This is a genomic window from Amycolatopsis sp. NPDC059021 (genome assembly GCF_042739895.1).
Taxonomy (GTDB): domain Bacteria; phylum Actinomycetota; class Actinomycetes; order Mycobacteriales; family Pseudonocardiaceae; genus Amycolatopsis.
This window is the reverse complement of the sequence record NZ_JBHYIQ010000012.1, coordinates 1-18,953: the sequence shown is the minus strand read 5'-3', so window position 1 is coordinate 18,953 and position 18,953 is coordinate 1. Positions and strand designations below refer to the sequence as shown.

Annotated in this window: 18 protein-coding genes; 7 read left to right on the top strand and 11 right to left on the bottom strand. The window is 70.7% G+C overall.

Translation table 11 applies throughout. The annotated features are described in order from the left end of the window. The 3 genes from ACFWX1_RS09410 to ACFWX1_RS09400 are packed head-to-tail and all read left to right on the top strand — an operon-like array spanning window position 1 to window position 1,990. Window positions 1–516 (top strand): hypothetical protein, encoded by a 516-nt coding sequence (locus tag ACFWX1_RS09410; protein ID WP_378385572.1) that lies wholly within the window; start codon window positions 1–3, stop codon window positions 514–516. Window positions 517–530: 14 nt separating this feature from the next. Then, window positions 531–1,253, top strand: a complete 723-nt coding sequence (locus ACFWX1_RS09405) for a hypothetical protein (protein WP_378385570.1) — start codon at window positions 531–533, stop codon at window positions 1,251–1,253. Then, a complete protein-coding gene (locus ACFWX1_RS09400) occupies window positions 1,250–1,990 on the top strand; it encodes a hypothetical protein (RefSeq protein ID WP_378385568.1) in 741 nt (246 codons plus the stop codon). Before ACFWX1_RS09405 ends, ACFWX1_RS09400 begins: the two co-directional genes overlap by 4 nt. A gap of 2 nt (window positions 1,991–1,992) precedes the next feature. Here ACFWX1_RS09400 and ACFWX1_RS09395 read toward each other — a convergent pair whose 3' ends face one another. The 5 genes from ACFWX1_RS09395 to ACFWX1_RS09375 form a co-directional block, all read right to left on the bottom strand. Continuing rightward, complete coding sequence (locus ACFWX1_RS09395) at window positions 1,993–2,361, bottom strand: hypothetical protein (protein ID WP_378385566.1); 369 nt, start codon at window positions 2,359–2,361, stop codon at window positions 1,993–1,995. A gap of 296 nt (window positions 2,362–2,657) precedes the next feature. After that, window positions 2,658–3,893: a helix-turn-helix domain-containing protein gene (locus ACFWX1_RS09390; protein WP_378385564.1), complete on the bottom strand. Its 1,236-nt coding sequence runs from the start codon at window positions 3,891–3,893 to the stop codon at window positions 2,658–2,660. Between the two features lie 77 nt (window positions 3,894–3,970). Continuing rightward, window positions 3,971–5,161, bottom strand: a complete 1,191-nt coding sequence (locus ACFWX1_RS09385; protein ID WP_378385785.1) for a helix-turn-helix domain-containing protein — start codon at window positions 5,159–5,161, stop codon at window positions 3,971–3,973. A gap of 333 nt (window positions 5,162–5,494) precedes the next feature. Further along, on the bottom strand, window positions 5,495–6,487 hold the full coding sequence (locus tag ACFWX1_RS09380) for an alpha/beta fold hydrolase (RefSeq protein ID WP_378385562.1): 993 nt from the start codon (window positions 6,485–6,487) through the stop codon (window positions 5,495–5,497). Between the two features lie 415 nt (window positions 6,488–6,902). Beyond that, window positions 6,903–8,123 carry a PucR family transcriptional regulator gene (locus ACFWX1_RS09375; protein ID WP_378385560.1) on the bottom strand — a complete coding sequence of 407 codons (1,221 nt, stop codon included), beginning with the start codon at window positions 8,121–8,123 and terminating at the stop codon, window positions 6,903–6,905. Window positions 8,124–8,424: 301 nt separating this feature from the next. On the opposite strand from ACFWX1_RS09375, the gene ACFWX1_RS09370 reads away from it, so the two are divergent. Then, complete coding sequence (locus ACFWX1_RS09370) at window positions 8,425–9,618, top strand: helix-turn-helix domain-containing protein (RefSeq protein ID WP_378385558.1); 1,194 nt, start codon at window positions 8,425–8,427, stop codon at window positions 9,616–9,618. Here ACFWX1_RS09370 and ACFWX1_RS09365 read toward each other — a convergent pair. From ACFWX1_RS09365 to ACFWX1_RS09355, 3 genes are read right to left on the bottom strand one after another with little or no spacing between them, the layout of a single operon-like run. Next, on the bottom strand, window positions 9,561–10,109 hold the full coding sequence (locus ACFWX1_RS09365) for a GtrA family protein (RefSeq protein ID WP_378385556.1): 549 nt from the start codon (window positions 10,107–10,109) through the stop codon (window positions 9,561–9,563). The genes ACFWX1_RS09370 and ACFWX1_RS09365 overlap by 58 nt on opposite strands. Before the next feature lie 43 nt (window positions 10,110–10,152). After that, on the bottom strand, window positions 10,153–11,382 hold the full coding sequence (locus tag ACFWX1_RS09360) for a lipase family protein (RefSeq protein WP_378385554.1): 1,230 nt from the start codon (window positions 11,380–11,382) through the stop codon (window positions 10,153–10,155). 31 nt (window positions 11,383–11,413) lie between these two features. After that, window positions 11,414–11,992, bottom strand: coding sequence for a hypothetical protein (locus tag ACFWX1_RS09355; protein WP_378385552.1), 579 nt, complete (start codon window positions 11,990–11,992; stop codon window positions 11,414–11,416). 497 nt (window positions 11,993–12,489) lie between these two features. Here ACFWX1_RS09355 and ACFWX1_RS09350 point away from each other — a divergent pair, with 497 nt between their 5' ends. Together ACFWX1_RS09350 and ACFWX1_RS09345 are read left to right on the top strand one after the other, a co-directional pair. Further along, complete coding sequence (locus ACFWX1_RS09350) at window positions 12,490–13,725, top strand: DUF6801 domain-containing protein (RefSeq protein ID WP_378385550.1); 1,236 nt, start codon at window positions 12,490–12,492, stop codon at window positions 13,723–13,725. A 65-nt stretch (window positions 13,726–13,790) separates the two neighbouring features. After that, window positions 13,791–14,924, top strand: a complete 1,134-nt coding sequence (locus ACFWX1_RS09345; RefSeq protein ID WP_378385548.1) for a DUF6801 domain-containing protein — start codon at window positions 13,791–13,793, stop codon at window positions 14,922–14,924. Here the strand turns inward: ACFWX1_RS09345 and ACFWX1_RS09340 are convergent. The 3 genes from ACFWX1_RS09340 to ACFWX1_RS09330 all read right to left on the bottom strand — a co-directional run bounded on the left by ACFWX1_RS09340 (window position 14,914) and on the right by ACFWX1_RS09330 (window position 17,625). Continuing rightward, on the bottom strand, window positions 14,914–15,702 hold the full coding sequence (locus ACFWX1_RS09340; protein WP_378385546.1) for a trypsin-like serine peptidase: 789 nt from the start codon (window positions 15,700–15,702) through the stop codon (window positions 14,914–14,916). The two genes, ACFWX1_RS09345 and ACFWX1_RS09340, sit on opposite strands and share 11 nt — an antisense overlap. 217 nt (window positions 15,703–15,919) lie before the next feature. Beyond that, entirely contained in the window at window positions 15,920–16,948 is a 1,029-nt protein-coding gene (locus ACFWX1_RS09335) for a sensor histidine kinase (protein WP_378385544.1), read from the bottom strand. Window positions 16,949–16,965: 17 nt separating this feature from the next. Next, window positions 16,966–17,625 carry a response regulator transcription factor gene (locus ACFWX1_RS09330; protein ID WP_378385542.1) on the bottom strand — a complete coding sequence of 220 codons (660 nt, stop codon included), beginning with the start codon at window positions 17,623–17,625 and terminating at the stop codon, window positions 16,966–16,968. A 101-nt stretch (window positions 17,626–17,726) separates the two neighbouring features. Here ACFWX1_RS09330 and mptB point away from each other — a divergent pair. Beyond that, a partial coding sequence (mptB, locus tag ACFWX1_RS09325; RefSeq protein WP_378385540.1) for a polyprenol phosphomannose-dependent alpha 1,6 mannosyltransferase MptB occupies window positions 17,727–18,953 on the top strand: 1,227 nt, incomplete at its 3' end.

Below are 18,953 nucleotides of genomic sequence, written 5' to 3'. Positions count from 1 at the left end.
ATGACACGGGTCGTACGCTGGCTCGCACCCGGGGCCGCGGTGCTCGCGACGCTGCTGGCCGCGTGGTTCGGTTACGCCTGGTGGCATGCCGGGCACGACGACGGTGTCGCGCGGGCGAACGTGCGCGAGGACGCGCTGGCAGCGGGACGGCAGGCGGTGACCGCACTGACCACTTTGGACTACCGGCAGGCCGCGCAGGGCTACCAGCACTGGCTGGATCTCTCCGGCGGCGCGCTGCGCGACGAGCTGGCTCAGGACAGACAGGGCAGCCTCGACCGGATCGCTCAGGCGAAAACCGTGACCACCGGCCGGGTGGTCGACGCCGCGGTGACCGAAGTGGACAGTGGCGCCGGCACCGCCAAGGTGATCGCCTCGGTCGAACTGCAGGTACGGCCCGACGGCGGCGAGGCCGTGACCAAGCACAACCGGTTCCAGGCCGACCTGAACCGAACCCCGGACGGCTGGCGGGTCACCGCGCTCGGCCAGGTCCCGGTGTCTGACGTCGGCAAGTCGTGACGCGGAGGACGGGAATGCACACGAAACGAGCCGTGAAGCCGGGCAGGCGCGCGGTGAAGGTGGCGGGGAGTGCCCGCCGGACGCTCGCGCACGCCGAGCCGGAACCCGAGGACCCGCCGGACACGGAACTCGACGGTGTTCCCGGCGAGTCCGCGTCCGATGGTGCGTCCGCTGTCGTGTCCGAGCCGGAACCGTCCGCCGAGCAGGAATTGCCTGCCGAGGCGGAACTGGCACCTGTCCGGCGCCGCCGATGGCCGCTCGTGTGCTGGGCGGTGGCGCTGGTCATGGCCGCGCTCGCGGGCTGGTTCGCCCTCGAAGCGCGGGACGCCACGGCAGTGGTCTCCCACAACACCGCACTGGCCGACGTCGCCGCCACCGCGGAGGTGAACGATCAGGTCGGCAAGGCGCTGGCCACGATCTTCTCCTATCGCTACGACGATCCCGGCAAGAGCGAGCAGGCCGCGAAGGAGGTGCTGACCGGGCCCGCGCTGGCGCAGTACGACCAGCTGTTCGCCCAGGTCCGCAAGCTCGCCGCCGAGCAGAAGCTGGTGGTCACCTCGGCGGCGGTGACCTCCGGGGTGAAACTGCTCGACGGGGATCGCGCCTCGTTGCTGGTGTTCCTCGACCAGACCGGTGTCCGCGGGGATGGTCAGCGCAGTACCGGTGCCGCGCAGCTGAGCGTCACCGCGGAGCGGAGCGGGGGCCGGTGGCGGGTCACCGCGCTGGCCGCGGCATGACCGGACAGGGGGCGAAGGCGATGAACGCCGAGCGGCCGGAGAACGACGACGAGCAGGGGCTCGCCGAGCAGGTGGAGCGGCTCGGGCGGGCCGCGCTCACGGGAACGCCCGCCCCGGGTTCCTTCGAGACGTGCTGGCCGGAGGTGCCACTGCCGGACGCGCCGCTGGCCGCGCCGAGGTCGTGGCTGCTGCTGACCGACGAGCATCCGTTGAGCCTGGCCCGCCTCATCACCCTGGCCATCGCCCTGGACGCGACCGGCGACGAGGCGCTGTCGCTGCCGAAGGACGACGTCGCCGAACTGCCGGGGCTGCTCGCCGAGCGTGCCGCCGACGCCCGTCCGGTGTGGGGGATCGTGCTCCTGGTCGGGCCGCCCGGCGCCTACCGCGATGCCGACGACGCCCGCGAGCTGATGCACGCGGTGACCGATCTCATCCGGAAGACGAGCCAGGCGCGCGGTACCCGGCTCTACGTCGTCACCCGCTCCGTCACCGACCTCGGCGCGGCGGAGCCGGGGCTCGATTTCCTGCGAGGGCTCATTCGCGTTCTGGTGCTGGAACATCCCGGCCTCCGGGTCGGTCTCGTCGATCTGGATCCTCAGTCCGAAGTGGACGCTCTGGTGCGTGAGCTGCGAGCGGACACAGGGGACGACGAGGTCGCGTGGCGCCGCAACGTCCGGCACGCCGCCCGGCTCGCGTGGGCGCCGGGGGAGCCGAGGACGACACAGCTGGGCGGCTGACCTCATGGCTCTCCCCGCCCATGACCGGCCTCCCCCAGGGGCAGGACGGCGAAGGCGTCGGCGAGCGCGGCGGCCTGGGGTTCGGTGATCTCGCCGCGTTCCATCGCGGCGAGCGTGCCCGGCAACCGCCGTACCAGGGTTTGGGCGAGGGCGATCTTCCGCTCGGCCTCCGTTGCCGTCACCGACAGCGTGCGCGCGACCTTCGCGGTGGCGGCTCTTCGCGATGCGGCCTTCCGGGAATAGAGTTCCAGCGCGCGCAGCTGCCGTGCTTGGACCTTGGCTATCTCCTCCTCGAGAATCCAGTAGGTGGACAGGGCCGCCGCGACCTCGGCGAGGTCGGGCGGGGTCGGGGTGGTGCTCGGGCTGATCATGTCTTCGACGCTACGCCGAACACCTGTGCGATGGCATCACTCGTATCGGTGAACCTTCGAGTGTCCGTCCATAGTGGACTGAAAGTGCGGGGAGTTGTTGTGCGGTAACGGAGTTCTCGCGTGAGTGAGTGGAGTTTTCGCGTGATTGGACGGAGATCTCGTGTGTGGGGAGCAAGTGGTGGGCTGGTGCTGGCGCCGCCTATCCGCTGCTTTGTCGCGAACGCTCCGTTGGGGACGATGAGCGTCTCGAACGCGTCGTTCGCGACACCGGCCCGGCTCCGCCGGGAATCTCGCGGTCAGGGGGTGGTGCGCAGGGCGAGGATCATTTCGAAGCGGTGCTCCGGGTCGCGGAGGCGGTCGGCGAACAGCGCTTCCAGTTCCTGCGCGCGGGAGCGGACGGTCTGCGGATGGACGGCCAGCCGGTCGGCGACCTCGCGGACGTTGCCGCACGTTTCCAGCCAGGCCAGCAAAGTACCGGCGAGGCGGGTGTGCTGTTTCTCCGTCAGCCCGGCGAGCGGGCCGAGCCGCCGGCGGGAGAGTTCCGCGGCGAGGAACGGTTCCTTGAACAACCACAGGCGCGAAAGATGCGCGTCGCACCACGTCACCGGTTCGTCGTCGAGGATTCCGGCGTCGACGAGGCGGAGCGCTTCCCGCGCGGCACGCAGGGAACGCGCGGCGAGGGCGGGCGGCACGGCGGGGCCGATCGCGGCTCGCCAGCCGGTGAGGCCCTCGGCCAGCCGCTGCCGGTCCTCCGGCGCCGGGAGCACCAGGCACGGCGCGCTGCTTTCGAGGTCGGCCAGCGCGTCCGTGGCGGCCGCGGGTGGTTCGTCGCCCGGCCGGTCGAGCGCCACGGCGACGAGCCGGTCCGGCAGCCGCCACCGGGCCAGTTCGGCGGCCTCGGTGACCATGCCAGGGGGCGACGGCGGCTCGGTGAGCAGGAGTTCCATCAGCCGGTGACGACGGCGTTCCAGCGCGCCCGCGGCCTTCTCCCGCGCCTCCGCGTGGCCGGCGACCGACAGCGCGGACAGTTCGTCGATGTAGGCGAAGATGGCCTCCGCGAGCAGGCACAGCGTCGCCGACGGCACCCCGGCGCGGGTCCCGGTCTCGGCCATCCGCCGCCAGGTCACCCGCGCGCCGACCCGGTACGCGGCCTGGAGAACGTCGACGTTGCGGCCTTGGGCGTACTCGTGCACGCCCAGCTTGACGAACACCGTCCGGCGGTCCTCGGCGGGCGTGTCCGGGGCACCGATGCGGTCGAGGAACTGCAGGAACGCCGCCTGGACACCGGTTTTCAGCGCCTTCCCGAACGCGCCGTCCAGCGGGCGCGCGTAGTCCGGGATGGTCCGCTGGATTTCCCGGACCACCTCGCCCGCCACGTCGGGCAGGCCCGGCCGGAACACCGCCGCCAGTTCGCGGGGCAGCAGTGCCCACAGCTGGACAAGGCGCGTGCCGTCCCCGGCGGTGCGGGCGGGCCCGAGCAGGGGGCCGAACGTCGCCTCGACGCCGCCGCGGCCACCCTGCGATCGGGTCACCTCATCACCTCGTTGTGAGTGAGCATTGTGAGTGAGCGCGGTACGAGAGTGGTGCTGCGCGGGTGCGAGCGCTTTCTTCAGTCCGTGGCGAGCAGGGCCTCCGCACGCAGCGCGATTTCCATGTCGAGCCGGTCGTCCGCGTTGTTCAGCCGGTCGCCGAACAGGTCGATCAGCTGGTGCATGCGGTACCGGACGGTCTGCGGGTGGACCTTGAGCTTCTTCGCGATCTCGGGCGCGCTGCCCCGGGACTGGAGCCAGATCAGCAGTGTCTCGCCGAGCCGGGCGCGCTGTTTCGGGGTGAGATCCTCGAACGGCGCGAGGCTGCGGGCACACAGTTCGCGGACCAGGAACTCGTCGGCGAGCAGCCACAGTGTGGACAGGTGGTCGCTGCACCGCGTGACCGGGTTGTCCGGGAGGACGCCGCGCTGGACCAGCCGCAGCGTGCGCCGGGCCCACAGCAGCGACCGCGGCGCGTCGGTGAGCCGGACGGTCGGCCCGATCACCGCCCGCCAGCCGGGCAGCCGTTCGGCGAGGTCCTTCAGGTGCTCCCCGGGGTCGCCGGTGACCAGGCAGGGTTCGGCGCCTTCGAGATCGACCAGGACGTCGTCGTGCAGGTCGGGGGCGGCCGGGCCGTGCGGCCCCGGCCTCCGTTCCAGCGCGACGACCGTGACCTCCGCAGGCGTCGGCCACTGCGCGTTCGCGGCCTGCGCCGTGATCGACTGGGGCGAGGAGGGCGGGTCGGCGAGCAGGAGTTCGAGCAGCCGGCGGCGCCGCCGCGCCCTGGTGCCGGCGGCCCGTGCCTGCGCCGCCGTGTAGCCCTCGATGGAGAGCGCGGAAATCTCGTCCACGTAAGCGAAAATGGCTTCCGCCGCGGTGCACAGGGTGTCCGCGTCGCTGCCGATCGCCTGGCCGAACTCCGAGACGTGCCGCCAGGCGACCCGGCCGCCGACGCGGTAGGCCGTCTGCAGGCAGTCGAGGCTGCGGCCCTCGTTGAACTCGACCTTGCCGAGATTGCGGAAGACGGTGGTCCAGGTGTCGAGCGCGACCGTGCCGACGCCGATGCTGTCGAGACAGTGCAGGATCGCCTGCCGGATACCCTGCGTGATGATCTGGCCGAACGCGCCCTCCAGTGGCTGCGCGTATTCGGGTACCGCTCGCTGCACCTCCTGCAGGATGGCCCTGGCCATCGGGTCGACCCGTGGCCGGAACTTCTCGCCCAGTTCCCTCGGCAGGGACGCCCACAGTCCATTCGCACCGGTGCTGCGCACGGATCGGGTCTCCACAGGGGTTCGCGGGGCCGGGGTGAAGGCACGTGGCCGCATGCCCGGCGATTGACGGTGCGGTGGGACGGGGTACCGCACGTCCGGGTCCGGCCGTGCCGTACGCAGATCGTGCCGCGAGAACCCGGTGTCCAAGTCGGTCATGTTTTTATCCTTGCTGGCAACAAAATCAGCCTCTTCAACGGTGAAGCCGATCCAGATTTTGTGGCTCAGGCAACATAAAATCCGGCCGGGAGAACTGTCAACGACTTCCGGGAGCCGCTGAGGTAACCCGTCCGGACTACACCCGAACGGGTGGCTCGAAGCGGTGGCGAGTGACATTTAGCGGCGCTGAGGATGATGTCCGGGTGACAACTTTTCCGGGGCCGTTTCCAGGGGCGTGACGCGGTTCGCGGCGACGAGGACGGCCACGACCTCCTCCAGCTTCAGCCGGGCGGGCGTCGTCTCGGCGAGGAAGCGCTCGAGCGTCAGGCCGAACCGGGCGGGATCGGCCACATGTGGAAAGTGTTTCGCATTTTTGAACACCGTCAAGCGGCTGTCCGGCAGCACCTCGGCCGCCCTTCTGGCGTGCTCGACGGGGATGAGCGGGTCGCGCGTGCCCCACACCAGGAGCGTCGGCACCTGCTCGGCGAGGTACAGCTTGTCGACCGCGCTCGCCCGCTGGCCCCGCAGGTCGATGAGGCTGCGGGCGATGAACAGGAAGGCTCGCCTGCGGCCGGGGTCGGCCAGCGAGGCCAGATGCCGGGTCAGCTCCCTGGTCTCCGGCGAGAGGCGGCCGCCGAGTTTGCGGCCGGCCGCGGCGAAGGCACGCGCGACGGCCAGTGTGACCCGGTTGACCGTCACGGTGAGTGTCGCCCTGGCCCCGGGCAACGCCGTCGCGCGCAGCACCGCGGTCACCTGTGGCCCGAGGCCGGCGCTGCCCACGAGGACGAGCCGGGAGCACATCTCGGGGAACTGGTAGGCGAACTGCATCGCGATCCCGCCGCCGAGCGAGTGCCCGACGATCGTGGCGTGCCGGTGCCCGGTGATCGCGAGGAGGTCCCGGACGACGCTCGCGAGCGCGCCGAGGCCGTAGTCCGCCCGTGGCGCACCGGAATCACCGTGCCCCGGCAGATCGGGGACGAGGACGCGGTGGCCGAACCCGGTCCGTTCGAGCTGTTCCAGCAGGGGGAGCCAGGTCTCGCCGCTGCCCGAAATACCGTGCAGCAGCACCAGGACGTCGTCGTCCGGGGCCGCCGCGGGGCGGGGCGGGACGTATTCCCGCAGCCGGACTTCCTGACCGTGGAGGGTCACGGTGTGTACGTCGAGTGTCATGTGCCGCCTTTCCGCTCCGGGCGAAAATAACGTAAAGAAGCCCTGTTCCGGCAGCCTGCCGCAGGGCGGATGAATCGGTTGCGATCGGCGTGACAACAACGCTTCTCGCCGACCGCACGCGGGTGCTAGATTCGGGCACCGCCAAACAATGGTGTATCGACTTTTGCCTGCCGCCCCGGTATTCAGGAAACTGTTCGCCACCACCCCGGCAGTACGGGAGAAACGCATGGATGCGACGACGCGCCGTGCCGGAACGACGGCCGCGGGCTGATGGCCTGCCGGGCGAGTTTCCATTTCGGCCCCGAGTACCCGCCCTCGCGCGGCCGTCGCCGGGGCCGGGGCTGGCGGCGGGTGCTGCCGACGGTGCGGGTGCCGGAGCAACGCGCCGGACGGCCCGCCCGGGAGCCCGAAGAGGTCAGTTCCCCGGTTGTTCCTCGTCGCGACGGTGTGCGCGCATGAGCCGCTGGGCGCGCAGGGCGAGCTGCATGCCCAGCCGGTCGTCGGCGTCCTTGAGCCGGTCGCCGAACAGCCGTTCCAGCTGCCGGAGGCGGTTGCGCACGGTCTGGGGATGCACGCCGAGGCGCTGCGCGACCTCGGGTGCCCCGCTACGGGTTTCCAGCCAGGCCAACAGGGTTTCGCTGAGCCTGTCCCGTTGTTTTTCGCTGAGCGAGGCGAAGGGGTCGAGGCTCTGCTTGGCCAGTTCGGCGCCCAGGAAGTCCTCGGCGAGCAGCCACAGCGACGCGAGATGGTCGCGGCACCAGATGATCGGGCCCGGCACGTCCTCGCCGGACAGCCGCAGCGCGCGGCGGGCGGTGTGCAGTGCGGCGGGCGCGTCCGCCAGCGGGACGACGGGGGAGACGGCCGCTCGCCATCCGGTCATCGCGCCTTCCAGCGGGGCGAGTTCGGTGTCGGGATCGGCGGTGAGCAGGTACGGCTCGGTGTCGTCGAGATCGAGCAGGACGGCCTCGTCCAGCAGGTGCGCGGGGAAGGCGGGGGCGCCGGGAGCCCGTTCGAGCGCGACCATCGCCGCGGTCTCCGGGAGCCGCCAGTCCGCCCCGGCCGCCAGGCTCGTGATGCTGCTCGCGGAGGTTTCCGGTGCCCGCGCGATCAACGTCAGCAGCCTGCGGCGGCGGATCGGGACGGCACCCGCGGCCTCGGATTTGGCGGCCAGATAGCCCTCCGCCGCCGTGGCGCATAGCTCGTCGACGTAGCTGAAGACGGCTTCGGCGGAGAGCGCGACGATCTCGGGCGGGACGTCGAGCCCTCGCACGACGGGCTGCATCGCGCGCCACGCGGCGCGGGCGCCGATCGTCGCGCTGTCCTGCAGGGGATCGAGGTCGCGGCCCTCCTCGAACTCCCGCCGGCCGCGTTCGCGGTAGAACGCGATCCACGCGTCGTGGGAGATGTCCGGATTGCCGATGCAGTCGACGTAATGCTGCACCGCGCGCTCGACCGCGACGACCACGACGCGGCCGAAGACACCCCGCAGCGGCATCGCATACGCCGGGACCGCACGCTGGATCTCCTGGATCATCGCGGCCGCCGCGTGGCCGGTGTGGGGCCGCAACTCGTCGCCGAGCCGGCGCGGCAATGCCGCCAGCATGCGGAAACTGCGGTACTCGACCACGAAGACCACCTGTGATTTCGCCGAAGGGGGACGCGAGCTTCATTGCTCGAGCGCATCGGGCCGCCGGAACCCGTCCAGGAGTGTTTCTACTCGATGACGCGCGCGAGTGCACCCGGAACGTGACGAACAATTGTCACGGAATTCCGCGGGACGTCGCCCGCTGTGACATATCGGGTTGTGTCGCACCGGATTTTGACACGGACGAGCGATCGGTTCTACGCTCCGTGCATTCGAGGGCGCCGCGGCGCCGAGGCGAGAGGGAATTGGGGCCCGAAATCGTCGGCATACTTCCCCGGCCCGGGGCGATCACGTGAGCGGGCGGCCCGCGGGTTCGTTGTGGGCGCGGCTGCCGAGGGAACTCGGCGACGTCATGCGGCCCCGTATCCCGGCGATAGCCCGCCGGTGCGTAGAGGACGTCGTGGCCGAAATCGGCGAATGCGCCGAGGTGTTCGGGGACAGCAGGCTGCGCGCGGGTGCCGTCGAGCTCACCCGGCGCGGCATCGAACGGGCCATCGACCGGGTCGGGGTCCCGGAGCTGCTGCAGTACGACTCGCTCGCCGAGTTCCGCGCGCAGGGCAGGGCCGCCTTCGAACAGGGCCTGAGCAAGGAGGCGGCACAGGCCGCGTTCCGGGTGGCGAGCCGGGTGCTGTGGCGGTCGATCGCGGACGCCGGCCGTCAGCTCGGCTTGTCCGGTGAGGTGCTCTACGGCGCCGCGGAAGGCCTGTTCGGCGACGTCGTCGAGGCGACGATGGCGCTGACCGAGGGCTACCACGCGGCGGAGTCCGGCGCTGTCGGGCCCGTCGAACAGCGTGCCCGGCTCTTCCGGCTGCTGACCGGTGAAGCGGACTACGCGCGGGCCGACGCCGACGCGCTGGCCGCCGCGATCGGCTGGCGGCCGCCGGAGCGGGTCACCGCCGTCGTGTTCCGCGCGGCGCCCGGCGCTCCCGCGTTCCCGGCGGGGCTGCTGCCCGCGACGGCACCCGCCGATCTCGCGGGCGACCGGCCGGGCGCGCTGGCCGGCTGTCCCGAGGCGGAACTGGGCGGGCTGCGGGAACTGCCCACGGGCTGGTCGGCCGCGGTGGGCCCGCCGGTGCCGCTCTCACGCGCCGCCGAGTCGTTCCGGATCGCCCGCCACGCGGGGGAACTGGCCGCACGCGGGCTGATCACCGTCGTCGGCCCGGTGCTGTGGTGCGGCGAGCATCTCACCACCCTGCTGCTGCTCGCCGACGAGTTCCTCCTGGAGCAACTGGTCGAGGAGGTGCTGGCGCCGTTCGCCGGGCTCCCGCCGCGGCAGCGCCAGGAACTCGCCACGACACTGTTGCTGCTGGTGCAGACGCGGCGGAGCGCGCCCGAGATCGCCCGGCAGCTCGCCGTGCACCCGCAGACGGTGCGTGCCCGGCTGCGGCGGCTCGGCGAACTGTTCGGGGACCGGCTGGACGATCCGGATCAGCGGCTGCGGATCGAACTCGCGTTGCGCGCGGAACGCTTGCGCACCACGGGATGACGGGCGCCGGCGACCGGGAAGACCCAGCGCCGGTACCCCCACCACCGGAACGCCGAACCGGCCGCCGTGCCCAGCAGCATGCCGCTGACGAAGTCGGCGATCTCCTGCGCGGCGAAACTCACCTCGGGCACCTCGAGCCGCAGGACGTACCGGGAGATCAGCGGCGGGCACAGGTTGAGCGTCACGGCGATCGCGTTGACCGTGAAGAACAGCACGGCCTCGTGTGCCCGTCGCCTGCCGCCACGGGTGGGGAACGCCCAGCGCCGCGACAGCAGATAGGCGAACGCCGTGGCCACCACGGTCGCGACGGCCAGCGCGGTCACCGGTTTCGCTTGCAGGACAGTGAGTTTCAGGCCGTAGTTCACCCCGAGCGTGAGGCCGAACGCGGCCAGCCCGACGGTGGCGAACCGGAGAAGCTCCCGGAGCTTCCCGGTGTCGCCGTCGCCGGGCAGGCGCGTCCCGCGTTCCGCTGTGTCCTCTGTGGAGAGCATTGTGTCCACAGAGGACACAGGTGCGGGTCTCGGCATCGAGGGCTCAGCAGTTCGAGGTGGCCGGTGTGCCCGCGACGCGGTCCTTGAGGAACGCGAGCACGTCGGCGTTGCCGGTGTAGATGGTGGTGATGTGGTCGCTTTCGTAGGTCTTCCAGGTTTCCTTCACCCCGGCCGCGCAGTAGGCCTTGTGCAGCGCGTCGCCCTGGCCGAACTGGACGAGCTGGTCCTGCGTGGCGTGGTAGAGGAACAGCGGGACCTTGATCGGCATGCCGCCGAGCTTGTTCTCGTTGAGCCGCGCCACCCATTCCGGCTTCACGTAGCCCGCGCTGGTGGTGTAGTCGGCGATCTTCTGGTTCGCGTACGTCGTGAGCAGCTCGAACGTGCAGGCGCTCTGCTGCATCTCCTTCAGTTTGGCGCGCCCGTTGTCGCTGAGGAACGAGTCGAGTTTCAGCTCGGGGTAGGCGTTGTCGAGGCCGACGAGCGCGTAGGCCATCACCCCGAAGCCGAACTTCCCGTCGAGCTGCAGGGTGACCTGGACGAGGTCGGCGGGCACTCCGCCGGCGGCGACCCCGATCAGGTTCAGCTCCGGTGCGTAGGACGGCTGGAGCTGCCCGGCCCAGGCCGCCGCGCCGCCACCCTGGGAGTAGCCGCGGAAGAGGACCTTGGCGCCGGGGGAGAGTTTCGTCTCGGACAGCCGTTGTGCCGCGCGGACCGAGTCGATGACCGCCGGGCCTTCGGACTTGCCGACCACGTATGTCGTCTTCGGATCCTGGTGGTAGCCCTCGTAGTCGGTGACGGCGACGGCGTATCCGGCGTCGAGCAGGTCGTCGAGGCCGGGCTGCTCGTAGAACGCGCCCATGTCGATCATCGACGAGGGGGTGCAGCCGAACGCGGGCCCGTGCGTGCCGGGCGCGAAGGCGACGATCGGCGCGGCGGCCGGGTCGGCGTTCTTCGGCACCAGCACCGTGCCGGTCACCGCGTCCGGCTTGCCGAGCGCGTCGGTGGACAGGTACATGACCTGCCACGCGTTGACGGAATCCTTGCGCGGCCCGGCTTTCGAGGCACGCCAGCGGATGACGTCGCCGGGTTTGCCCGCGGGCAGCGGGGAGGGCGGGGTGTAGAACGAGTCGTCGAACGGGCCGGTCCCGGCCGTGGCGGACGGGACGGCCGAATTCGCCGGGCTGGCGCCAAGCAGGGCCGCCAGACCGGTGGCGAGGACGACGGCCAGCACGGCGGCGAGCGCCTTGCGGGACGGGCGGGGGAACGAGAGCACGGCCGGGCCTCCTGGAAGGGGACGGGACGGGTCAGGCGTTGCCGTAGACCCGTTTGCAGGTCGGGGACTCGGCGAAGGCGAGGTTCAGTTCGGGATTGGCCTTGAGGTCCTTGATCGGGCCCTCCGGCTCGCTGAGTTTGCTCATGGTGCCGTCGGCCTCGCCGATCGCCTTCTGCAGGCTCGTCTGGTCGGTGACCTTCGCGTCCTGCATTTTCGCCTTGGTGTCGGCCACCTTCGACTTGGTGTCGCCCAGCGTCGTGGTGGCCTTGTCCACCGCCGACTGTCCATCCGGGACGGGTGGGACACCGGCGGCGCGGATGCCGCCCGCCATGTCGTCGAGCGCGGCGGTGAGCGAGGTCAGGAACCCGACCATCGCGTCCTTGGACCGCTGCGGGTCGCCGGGGTCCATGGCGGGGGGCTGGGACAGCTTCGCCGAGCCCGCCGCCACGCCGGTGCACACCTTGTCGGCCCAGGCGAGCGCGGCGGGATCGGCGTGGTGGCCGGCGTCGGCGGGCTTCGACGCCCCGCAGGCGGTCAGCAGGACCGCGAGGGCCACGGCCGACGCGGGGGCGAACGCGATTCTCGACGCCGTGCGGCGCATTCTTTTCATGGTGTCCTCGTCGAATTCGCGAAGGGAGGGAGTCGGCGGGGCGCACGGCCGGGCAGCGCATTCTGCGCCGGTCGCCGGTGACCGACGGGTGCGAACTGCGAGGTTACTCACGAAAGCTTCCGCCGGGCAAGCGCATCGGTGCAGGCTGAGTGTGCGGAAATGATGATTGGCATGTGCGAGCTAATTACGCGCGGTGTTTTTGTTACGCGCGTCAGCGGTTCTCGTGAGCGTTCCAGAGGGCGCTGTGCTGGGGAAACTCGCCTGCCCCTGCTAGGAACCCCCGCCGGGCGACGTTCTGGGATGACAATTTACCGCAGGGGCGTCAAGTTTTCCGGGGAAGCCCTTGATCGGCGCCAGGTGCCGTCGTTAGTTTACTGTTCGGTTGCGATCCGTCAGACATCGTCGCTACCCGGAAAATTCCCTGGGGTCTGGTTTGCAGGCGACATGGGGAATTATACGCCGTTTCGTATCATCGTTGATACCACGGAAGGACGATTGTGAGTCACCGAAGAGGAACCAAGAGGGCGGTCGCCGCCGCCGCTGCCGGTGCCGTGGGGCTTGTCGCCTCGGCACTCGTGGCCGGGGCACAGACCAGTGCCGCCGACCCCGTCTCGCTCACCCTGAACTACCACTGCACCTACCCCCTGGTGGGTTCCCAGGCGATGAAGGTGGTGATCAACTCCGATCTGCCGAAGACGGTCAAGACCGGGCAGCCGACCGGAGCGTTCGACATCAAGGCGAAGGCCACGATCAACGCGGACACCGTCAGCGGGCTCAACCTGATCGGGGCGGCTACCCTGGAGGGACAGGCGATCGCGAGTGCGGCGGTCGCGGCGCCGAGCCTGAACCTGCCGGTCAAGGTGCCGATCGACGTGCCGAAGGCAAACATCCCGCCCTCGGGTGAGATGACGCTCGACGCCAGCGGCAAGACCCCGTCGCTCACCTTCACCCAGCCCGGCGAGGCCAAGATCACCGTGGGCGACCTCGAGCTGAAGGTCACGCCGCGCAAGGCCGACGGCTCGGTCACCGGCATCACGCCGGACGGCAACATCGACGCGCCGTGCACGCAGGATCCAGGCCAGAACAACACGCTGGCCACGGTCACCATCGGTGACGGCGGCGGGACCACGCCTCCCACCACTCCGCCGACCACGCCCCCCACCACCCCTCCGACGACGCCGCCGACCACTCCGCCGACGACGCCGCCGACCAGCACTCCCGGTGGGGGCGGGCTGAAGTACTCCTTCGGCATCAAGGGCCAGACCGCGCTGAAGGCGCTCGGCAGCACCGCGCCGATCAACGGCGGCTTCGACGCGGATGTGGACCTCGCGAAGAAGACCTTCACCGGTGACCTGAAGCTCGAACCGTCGCACACCGACTTCAAGCTGTTCGGGTTCATCCAGGGTGGCTCGGACATCAAGGTCGAGCAGGTCGGTCAGCAGACCGGTGAGCTCGAGGGCACCGGGTTCAAGGCACACATCAAGTTCAACGTGTTCCTGCCCTCGGTGCAGGTCTTCGGGATCCCGATCAGCAGCGACCCGAAGTGCGGCACGGTCAGCCCGTCGACCAGCGAGATGAAGACGGGCCCGGACTTCGACCTGCTCAAGGGCGGGAAGCTGACCGGTACCTATTCGCTGTCCGCGCTGCAGAACTGCGGTCAGCTCAACGATTGGATCAGCGCGTTCGCCAAGAGTGACGGCAACACGCTCGATCTGAACCTCACCAAGAAGTAGCCAGGTCAGCCGGTCCCCGCCGCCACCCGCGGCGGGGGCCGGCGCCGTGCCACCGGAAGGCGATCATGCCCCTTCGACTCTCCGTCCGGGCGCTGCTCGCGACGGGCCTCATCCTGCTGCTCACGGCCGCCGGGCTGCTTCTCGTCGCCGTCCGCGGCGCGGCCGCGTCCACCCCCGTCGACAAGAAGCTGTCGTTCACCTGCCCCTTCCCGCTGATCGGCCTGCAGAAGCTCGACGTGGAGGTCAAGGCCGACTTCGACATCCCGAAGCAACCCGGCGGCACGCTCACCACGTCCGGGCTGAACATCGCGGTGACCGTGCCGGACAAGGCGTCGCGCGGGCTCACCCTGGTCGGCGCGGCCAGCATCGAGGGCACCGCCGCGGCCGGGGTGACGCTGGTCAACGGCGACGCCAAGCCGCTTCCGGTGAAGATTCCCCTGAACGTGGCCAAGACCTCGATTCCGCCGAACGGGACGTTCACCACGCAGGCGACGGGTTCGGTACCCGCCATCAAACTCGCCAACCCCGGCAAGACGACGTTGACGATCGGCGACTTCAGCACCCGGTTGACACCGAAGAAGGCGGACGGCTCGTTCACCGGGATCGGTGCCTTCACCTCGGACTGCACGCTCGACCCCGGCCAGGACCCGGTGCTGCTGTCCTTCGACCTCGCCAATTCGACGACCACCGCGTACGACTACGCGGTCACGGGCAAGACGACCATCAAGGCGCTCGGGGCCACCGCACCCGTCACCGGTGGATTCGGCTTCACCGGCAACTCGGCCGAGCAGACGTTCAGCGGCGGGCCGGCGCTGGACAAGGCGCACGCGGAGTTCCGCCTGTTCGGCTTCCTGCCGGGGACGGCCGATCTGGTCTACACGCCCGCAGGCCCGCAGACCGGGGAACTGACGGCGACCGGGTTCACCGCGCACAGCCGCTTCGATCTCTCCCTGCCGCAGGTTACGTTCTTCGGAATGCCGGTCGGCGGCGGCCCCGACTGCAAGACGTCGAGCCCCGCGACGGCGGATCTCCGTACGGGAGAAGGATTCGCGATGGCCTCCGGTGGCACGCTCACCGGTACCTACACGCTGCCGCCGCTGACCGGCTGCGGCGCGTTCACCGGTTACCTGAGTTCGCTCGTGCAGGGCGATGGCAACACGTTCGACCTGGCACTGGCGCCCCGCGCGCTCAACCGGTGACGGTCGCGAACAGGTTCTGGATGTCGGTGTCGAAGTAGGCGCTGTAGGACACGTCCGGGGTGGCGCCGCCCAGCTGGTACCCGCCGATCACGCCGACGACCTCACCGAGCCCGGTCGCCGGGTCGGCCCCGGCCACCCACGGCCCGCCGCTGGTGCCGTCGGGGAAGCCGGGGCATTCGACGCGCTGCTGGAAGGGCCCGGACTGGGTGGTGGTGTTCCGGCAGGTCACCGGTGAGTCGGTGGTGTCGGGGTAGCCGGTGAGCGTGACCGTGTTGGTGAAGCCGCGGCCGGCGCCCAGCGTGTTGGCGCCGGTGACGCTTTCGATCGCACGGGTGTCGCCGGGACGGTGGACGGTCAGGAACGCGAAGTCGAGGTCGGGGTCCGCCGACGTGGTCCATCCGTTCGCCACGAAGACGCCGGTGACCTGCCACTGGCCGTAGGGCGCGATGCCGTCGTGGTAGCCGGGCGCGAACGAGAGCCCGGAACGGCCGTTGACGCAGTGCGCGGCGGTGAGGACGACGTCGCCCGCCACGCTGTGCACCACGCTCGCCGAGCAGAAGTGACGGCCGCCGGCGAACAACGCGCCCGCCGCCGTGCTCGCGACGGGTGCCGGGGCGGCCTTCGCCGCCGGGCTCGCGATGGCCGCCGAGGTGACCTTCGCCGCCGTGGCAGGGTCGGCGGCCGAGGTGTCCGTGACCACGTCGGTGCTGCTCGCCACGAGCACCAGGAGAGCCGAAACCAGGAGCACCGTCGCGGCGCGGAGGTTCTTGACCGTCACCCGTTCACATCACCACAGCGATGTCCGGGCGGCATCCCGGCGAAGCGGATCCACAGCCCGGTCACAGCGATTCACAGGCAGCACACGGGCATTCTCCGCAACCGGCAGCACGGGGTGTGCCCTGGACGGGGGAGCGGACGTTCACCCTCCCGAGCGACGCACTGGGGTGCGCCCGAACTGTCCACTGTGGACTTCACCGCCGGACCCCTGGCCCGGGTCAGGGCAGGATCACGTCGACGCGCAGGCCGCCGTCCTCGCCGGGGGCCGCGGACACCCGGCCGTGGTGCGCGGCGGTGATCGACTGCACGATGGTCAGTCCGAGCCCGGCGCCGTCGTGGTGGTTCGTGCGGTCGGCGCTCGCCCGGCGGAAGGGCTGGAACAGCGGGTCGACCGATTCGGCGGGTACGCGCTCGCCGGAGTTGCGCACGCTCAGCGCGGGTTCGGCGCCGACGACGACCTCGATCCAGCCGCCGGGGCGGTTGTACTTGATGGCGTTGTCCACCAGGTTGGTGATCAGCCGTTCCAGCAGGACCGGATCGCCGGGCACGGTGCGTTCCGCCCGGTCGCCGCGCAGGGTCAGTTCGTGCTCGGCCAGCGGTTCGGCGTACCGCGCGAGGACTGACTCCGCCAGTGTGTCCAGCCGCACCGGCACAGTGCCGGGCAGCCCCCGGTCCGCCTCGGCCAGCACGAGCAGTCCCTCGATGAGCTGCTCGTTGCGTTCGTTGACCACCAGCAGTTGCGTCGCGAGCCGCCGCACTTCGTCGCCACCGCCGGTGACGACCGCGACCTCGGCGAGGGTCCGTTGCACCGCGAGCGGGGTACGCAGTTCGTGCGAGGCGTTCGCGGCGAACCGCCGTTGTCCCTCGAAGCCGATGGCCACGCGGTCGAGCATCCCGTTCACCGCGGCGGCGAGCGCGCGCACCTCGCCGTCGGTCTGGTCCAGCCGCATGCGCTGGCCGAGGTTCCGCGGCCCCACCTCTTCGATGGTGGCCGTGAGATCGGGCAACGGCCGCAGCACCCAGGACGCCACCGGGCGGCGCACGGCGAGCACCAGCACGACCACGGCGATCAGCGGCAGGAGCCAGCCGATCCCGCCCGCCGTGCTGTGGCAGCCGGTGTTCCGCGGGCAGAAATCCCCGTCGACGAACGTCCCGAGCACCATCCCCAGCGTCTTGCCGAGTGGATACAGCAAGGCGAGGCCGGCGACCAGGCCGCCGACGAGAACCAGCCCGATACGGCCGCGCATGGACGCCAGCGCCCGCCTCAGGCGTCCAGACAGTAGCCCGCCCCGGGTACGGTGCGGATCACCTGCGGCGAGCCGAGCTTCTTCCGCAAGGTCATCACCGTGACCCGCACCGTGTTCGTGAACGGGTCCGCGTGTTCGTCCCATGCCTTCTCCAGCAGTTCTTCCGGGCTGACGGCTCGTCCCTCGGCCCGCAGCAACACCTCCAGGACGGCGAATTCCTTGGGAGACAACGACAACGGCCGCCCGTCCCGCGAGGCGAACCGCTTCGCCGGGTCCAGTTCGACGCCGGCGCGGTCGAGCACCGGCGGCAGCGCCGGACGTGCACGCCGGGCCAGCGCGTGTACCCGGGCGACGAGTTCGGCGAAGGCGAACGGCTTGGTGAGGTAGTCGTCCGCGCCGAGGCCGAGCCCGTCGACGCGGTCGCGGATGCCCGCCGCGGCCGTGAGCATCAATACCCGGGTCTCGCCGTCACCGCCGGCGATCTTCCGGCAGACCTCGTCGCCGTGCACCACCGGCAGGTCGCGGTCGAGCAGCACGACGTCGTACCGGTGGACCGCGACGCGTTCGAGCGCGGCGTCGCCGTCGTAGCAGACGTCCACCGCCATGCCCAGATGCCGCAGGCCCTCGGTGATGGAGTCGGCCAGCATCCGCTCGTCTTCGGCCACGAGTACCCGCATCAACCGCTCCTCATGATCCTGAAGTAGAACGCCGGGCGGATAAAGATCGGATAAAAGCCGATCTTAACGGCCCGGGATCACCCGCCGGTTAGACCTGCCGCATGATCTTCGTCGGAAAGAGCGCGGCTGTCCTGGGGCTGGGCGGATCCGTGCTGGTTTCGCTCGGTGCGTTCGGGGCGGGCGCGACGCTGCGGCACGATCCCGTGCTGTCCGGTACCTGGCTCGGCGCCGTGCTGTCCTGGCACGGCCGGTTGCCCGCGATCGCGGTGCTGTATCTCGGCCTCGCCGTGGTACTGGCGGCCTGGGTCCGGTTAGGACACTCGGTGCGCGCGGGCCGGACGAGCGCACGCGAGGTCGGGTGGACGGCCTGGCTGTGGTGCGTTCCGCTGCTCTGCGCGCCGCCGTTGTTCAGCACCGATCTGTACACCTACCTCGCGCAGGGCGCGGTGGCGCACGCCGGTCTCGACCCGTACACGCACGTTCCCGCCGAACTTCCCAGCGCGATCACCGACAACGCCGCAGGCGGCTGGATGTACATTTCGTCGCCGTACGGGCCGCTGCAGATCCTGATCGTGAAAAGCGTGCTCGTCGTGACCGGGGACAACGTGCTCTTCGGCGCCTTGCTGACCCGGCTGGCGATGGTGGCCGGGCTGGCGTTGCTCTGTTACGCCTTGCCCGTCCTGTGCCGTCATCTCGGCAACCGGCCGGAACGCGCGCTGTGGCTGACGGTGGCGAATCCGTTGATGGTGCTGTGCGTGGTGTCGGGCGGGCACAACGACCTGCTGATGACCGGACTGCTCGCGGCGGGGACGGCGCTCGTGCTCACTCGTGCGCCGGGGGCGGGGTTCGCGGTGGTCGCGCTGGCCGCCGCGGTGAAGGCGCCCGCGGCTGTGGCGTTGCCGTTCCTGGTGTGGGTGTGGGCGGCGCGGCGATCGGGCGGGCGGGTTTCGGCGCGTGGCTACGTCTTCGCGTTCGCGGCTTCGGTGTCCATTGTGGTCGTCGCGTTCGGACTGTGCAGCGTCGCCGCCGGGGTAGATCTCGGCTGGCTCCGGACGCTGGGCGGGAATTCGGTGCTGGAACCGTGGATGTCGCTTCCGACCTCGGCAGGGAAGATCGCCGGTGCGGTGCTGCCCGGCTCCTCGGGGTCCGTCGCGGTGTGCCGGGCGGCGGGCTGGGTCGTCCTCGCCGGTTCGGTGACGTGGTTGTGGTGGCGGTCGCGGGCGGGTGGCGGGGCCCCGCGGCCCGGGGGCGCGGGGGCCCCCCCGGGCCCCGGGGGGGGGGGCGGGTTTTCACAAAAAAGCCCGGCGCCCCCCCAGCCACGGGAAGAC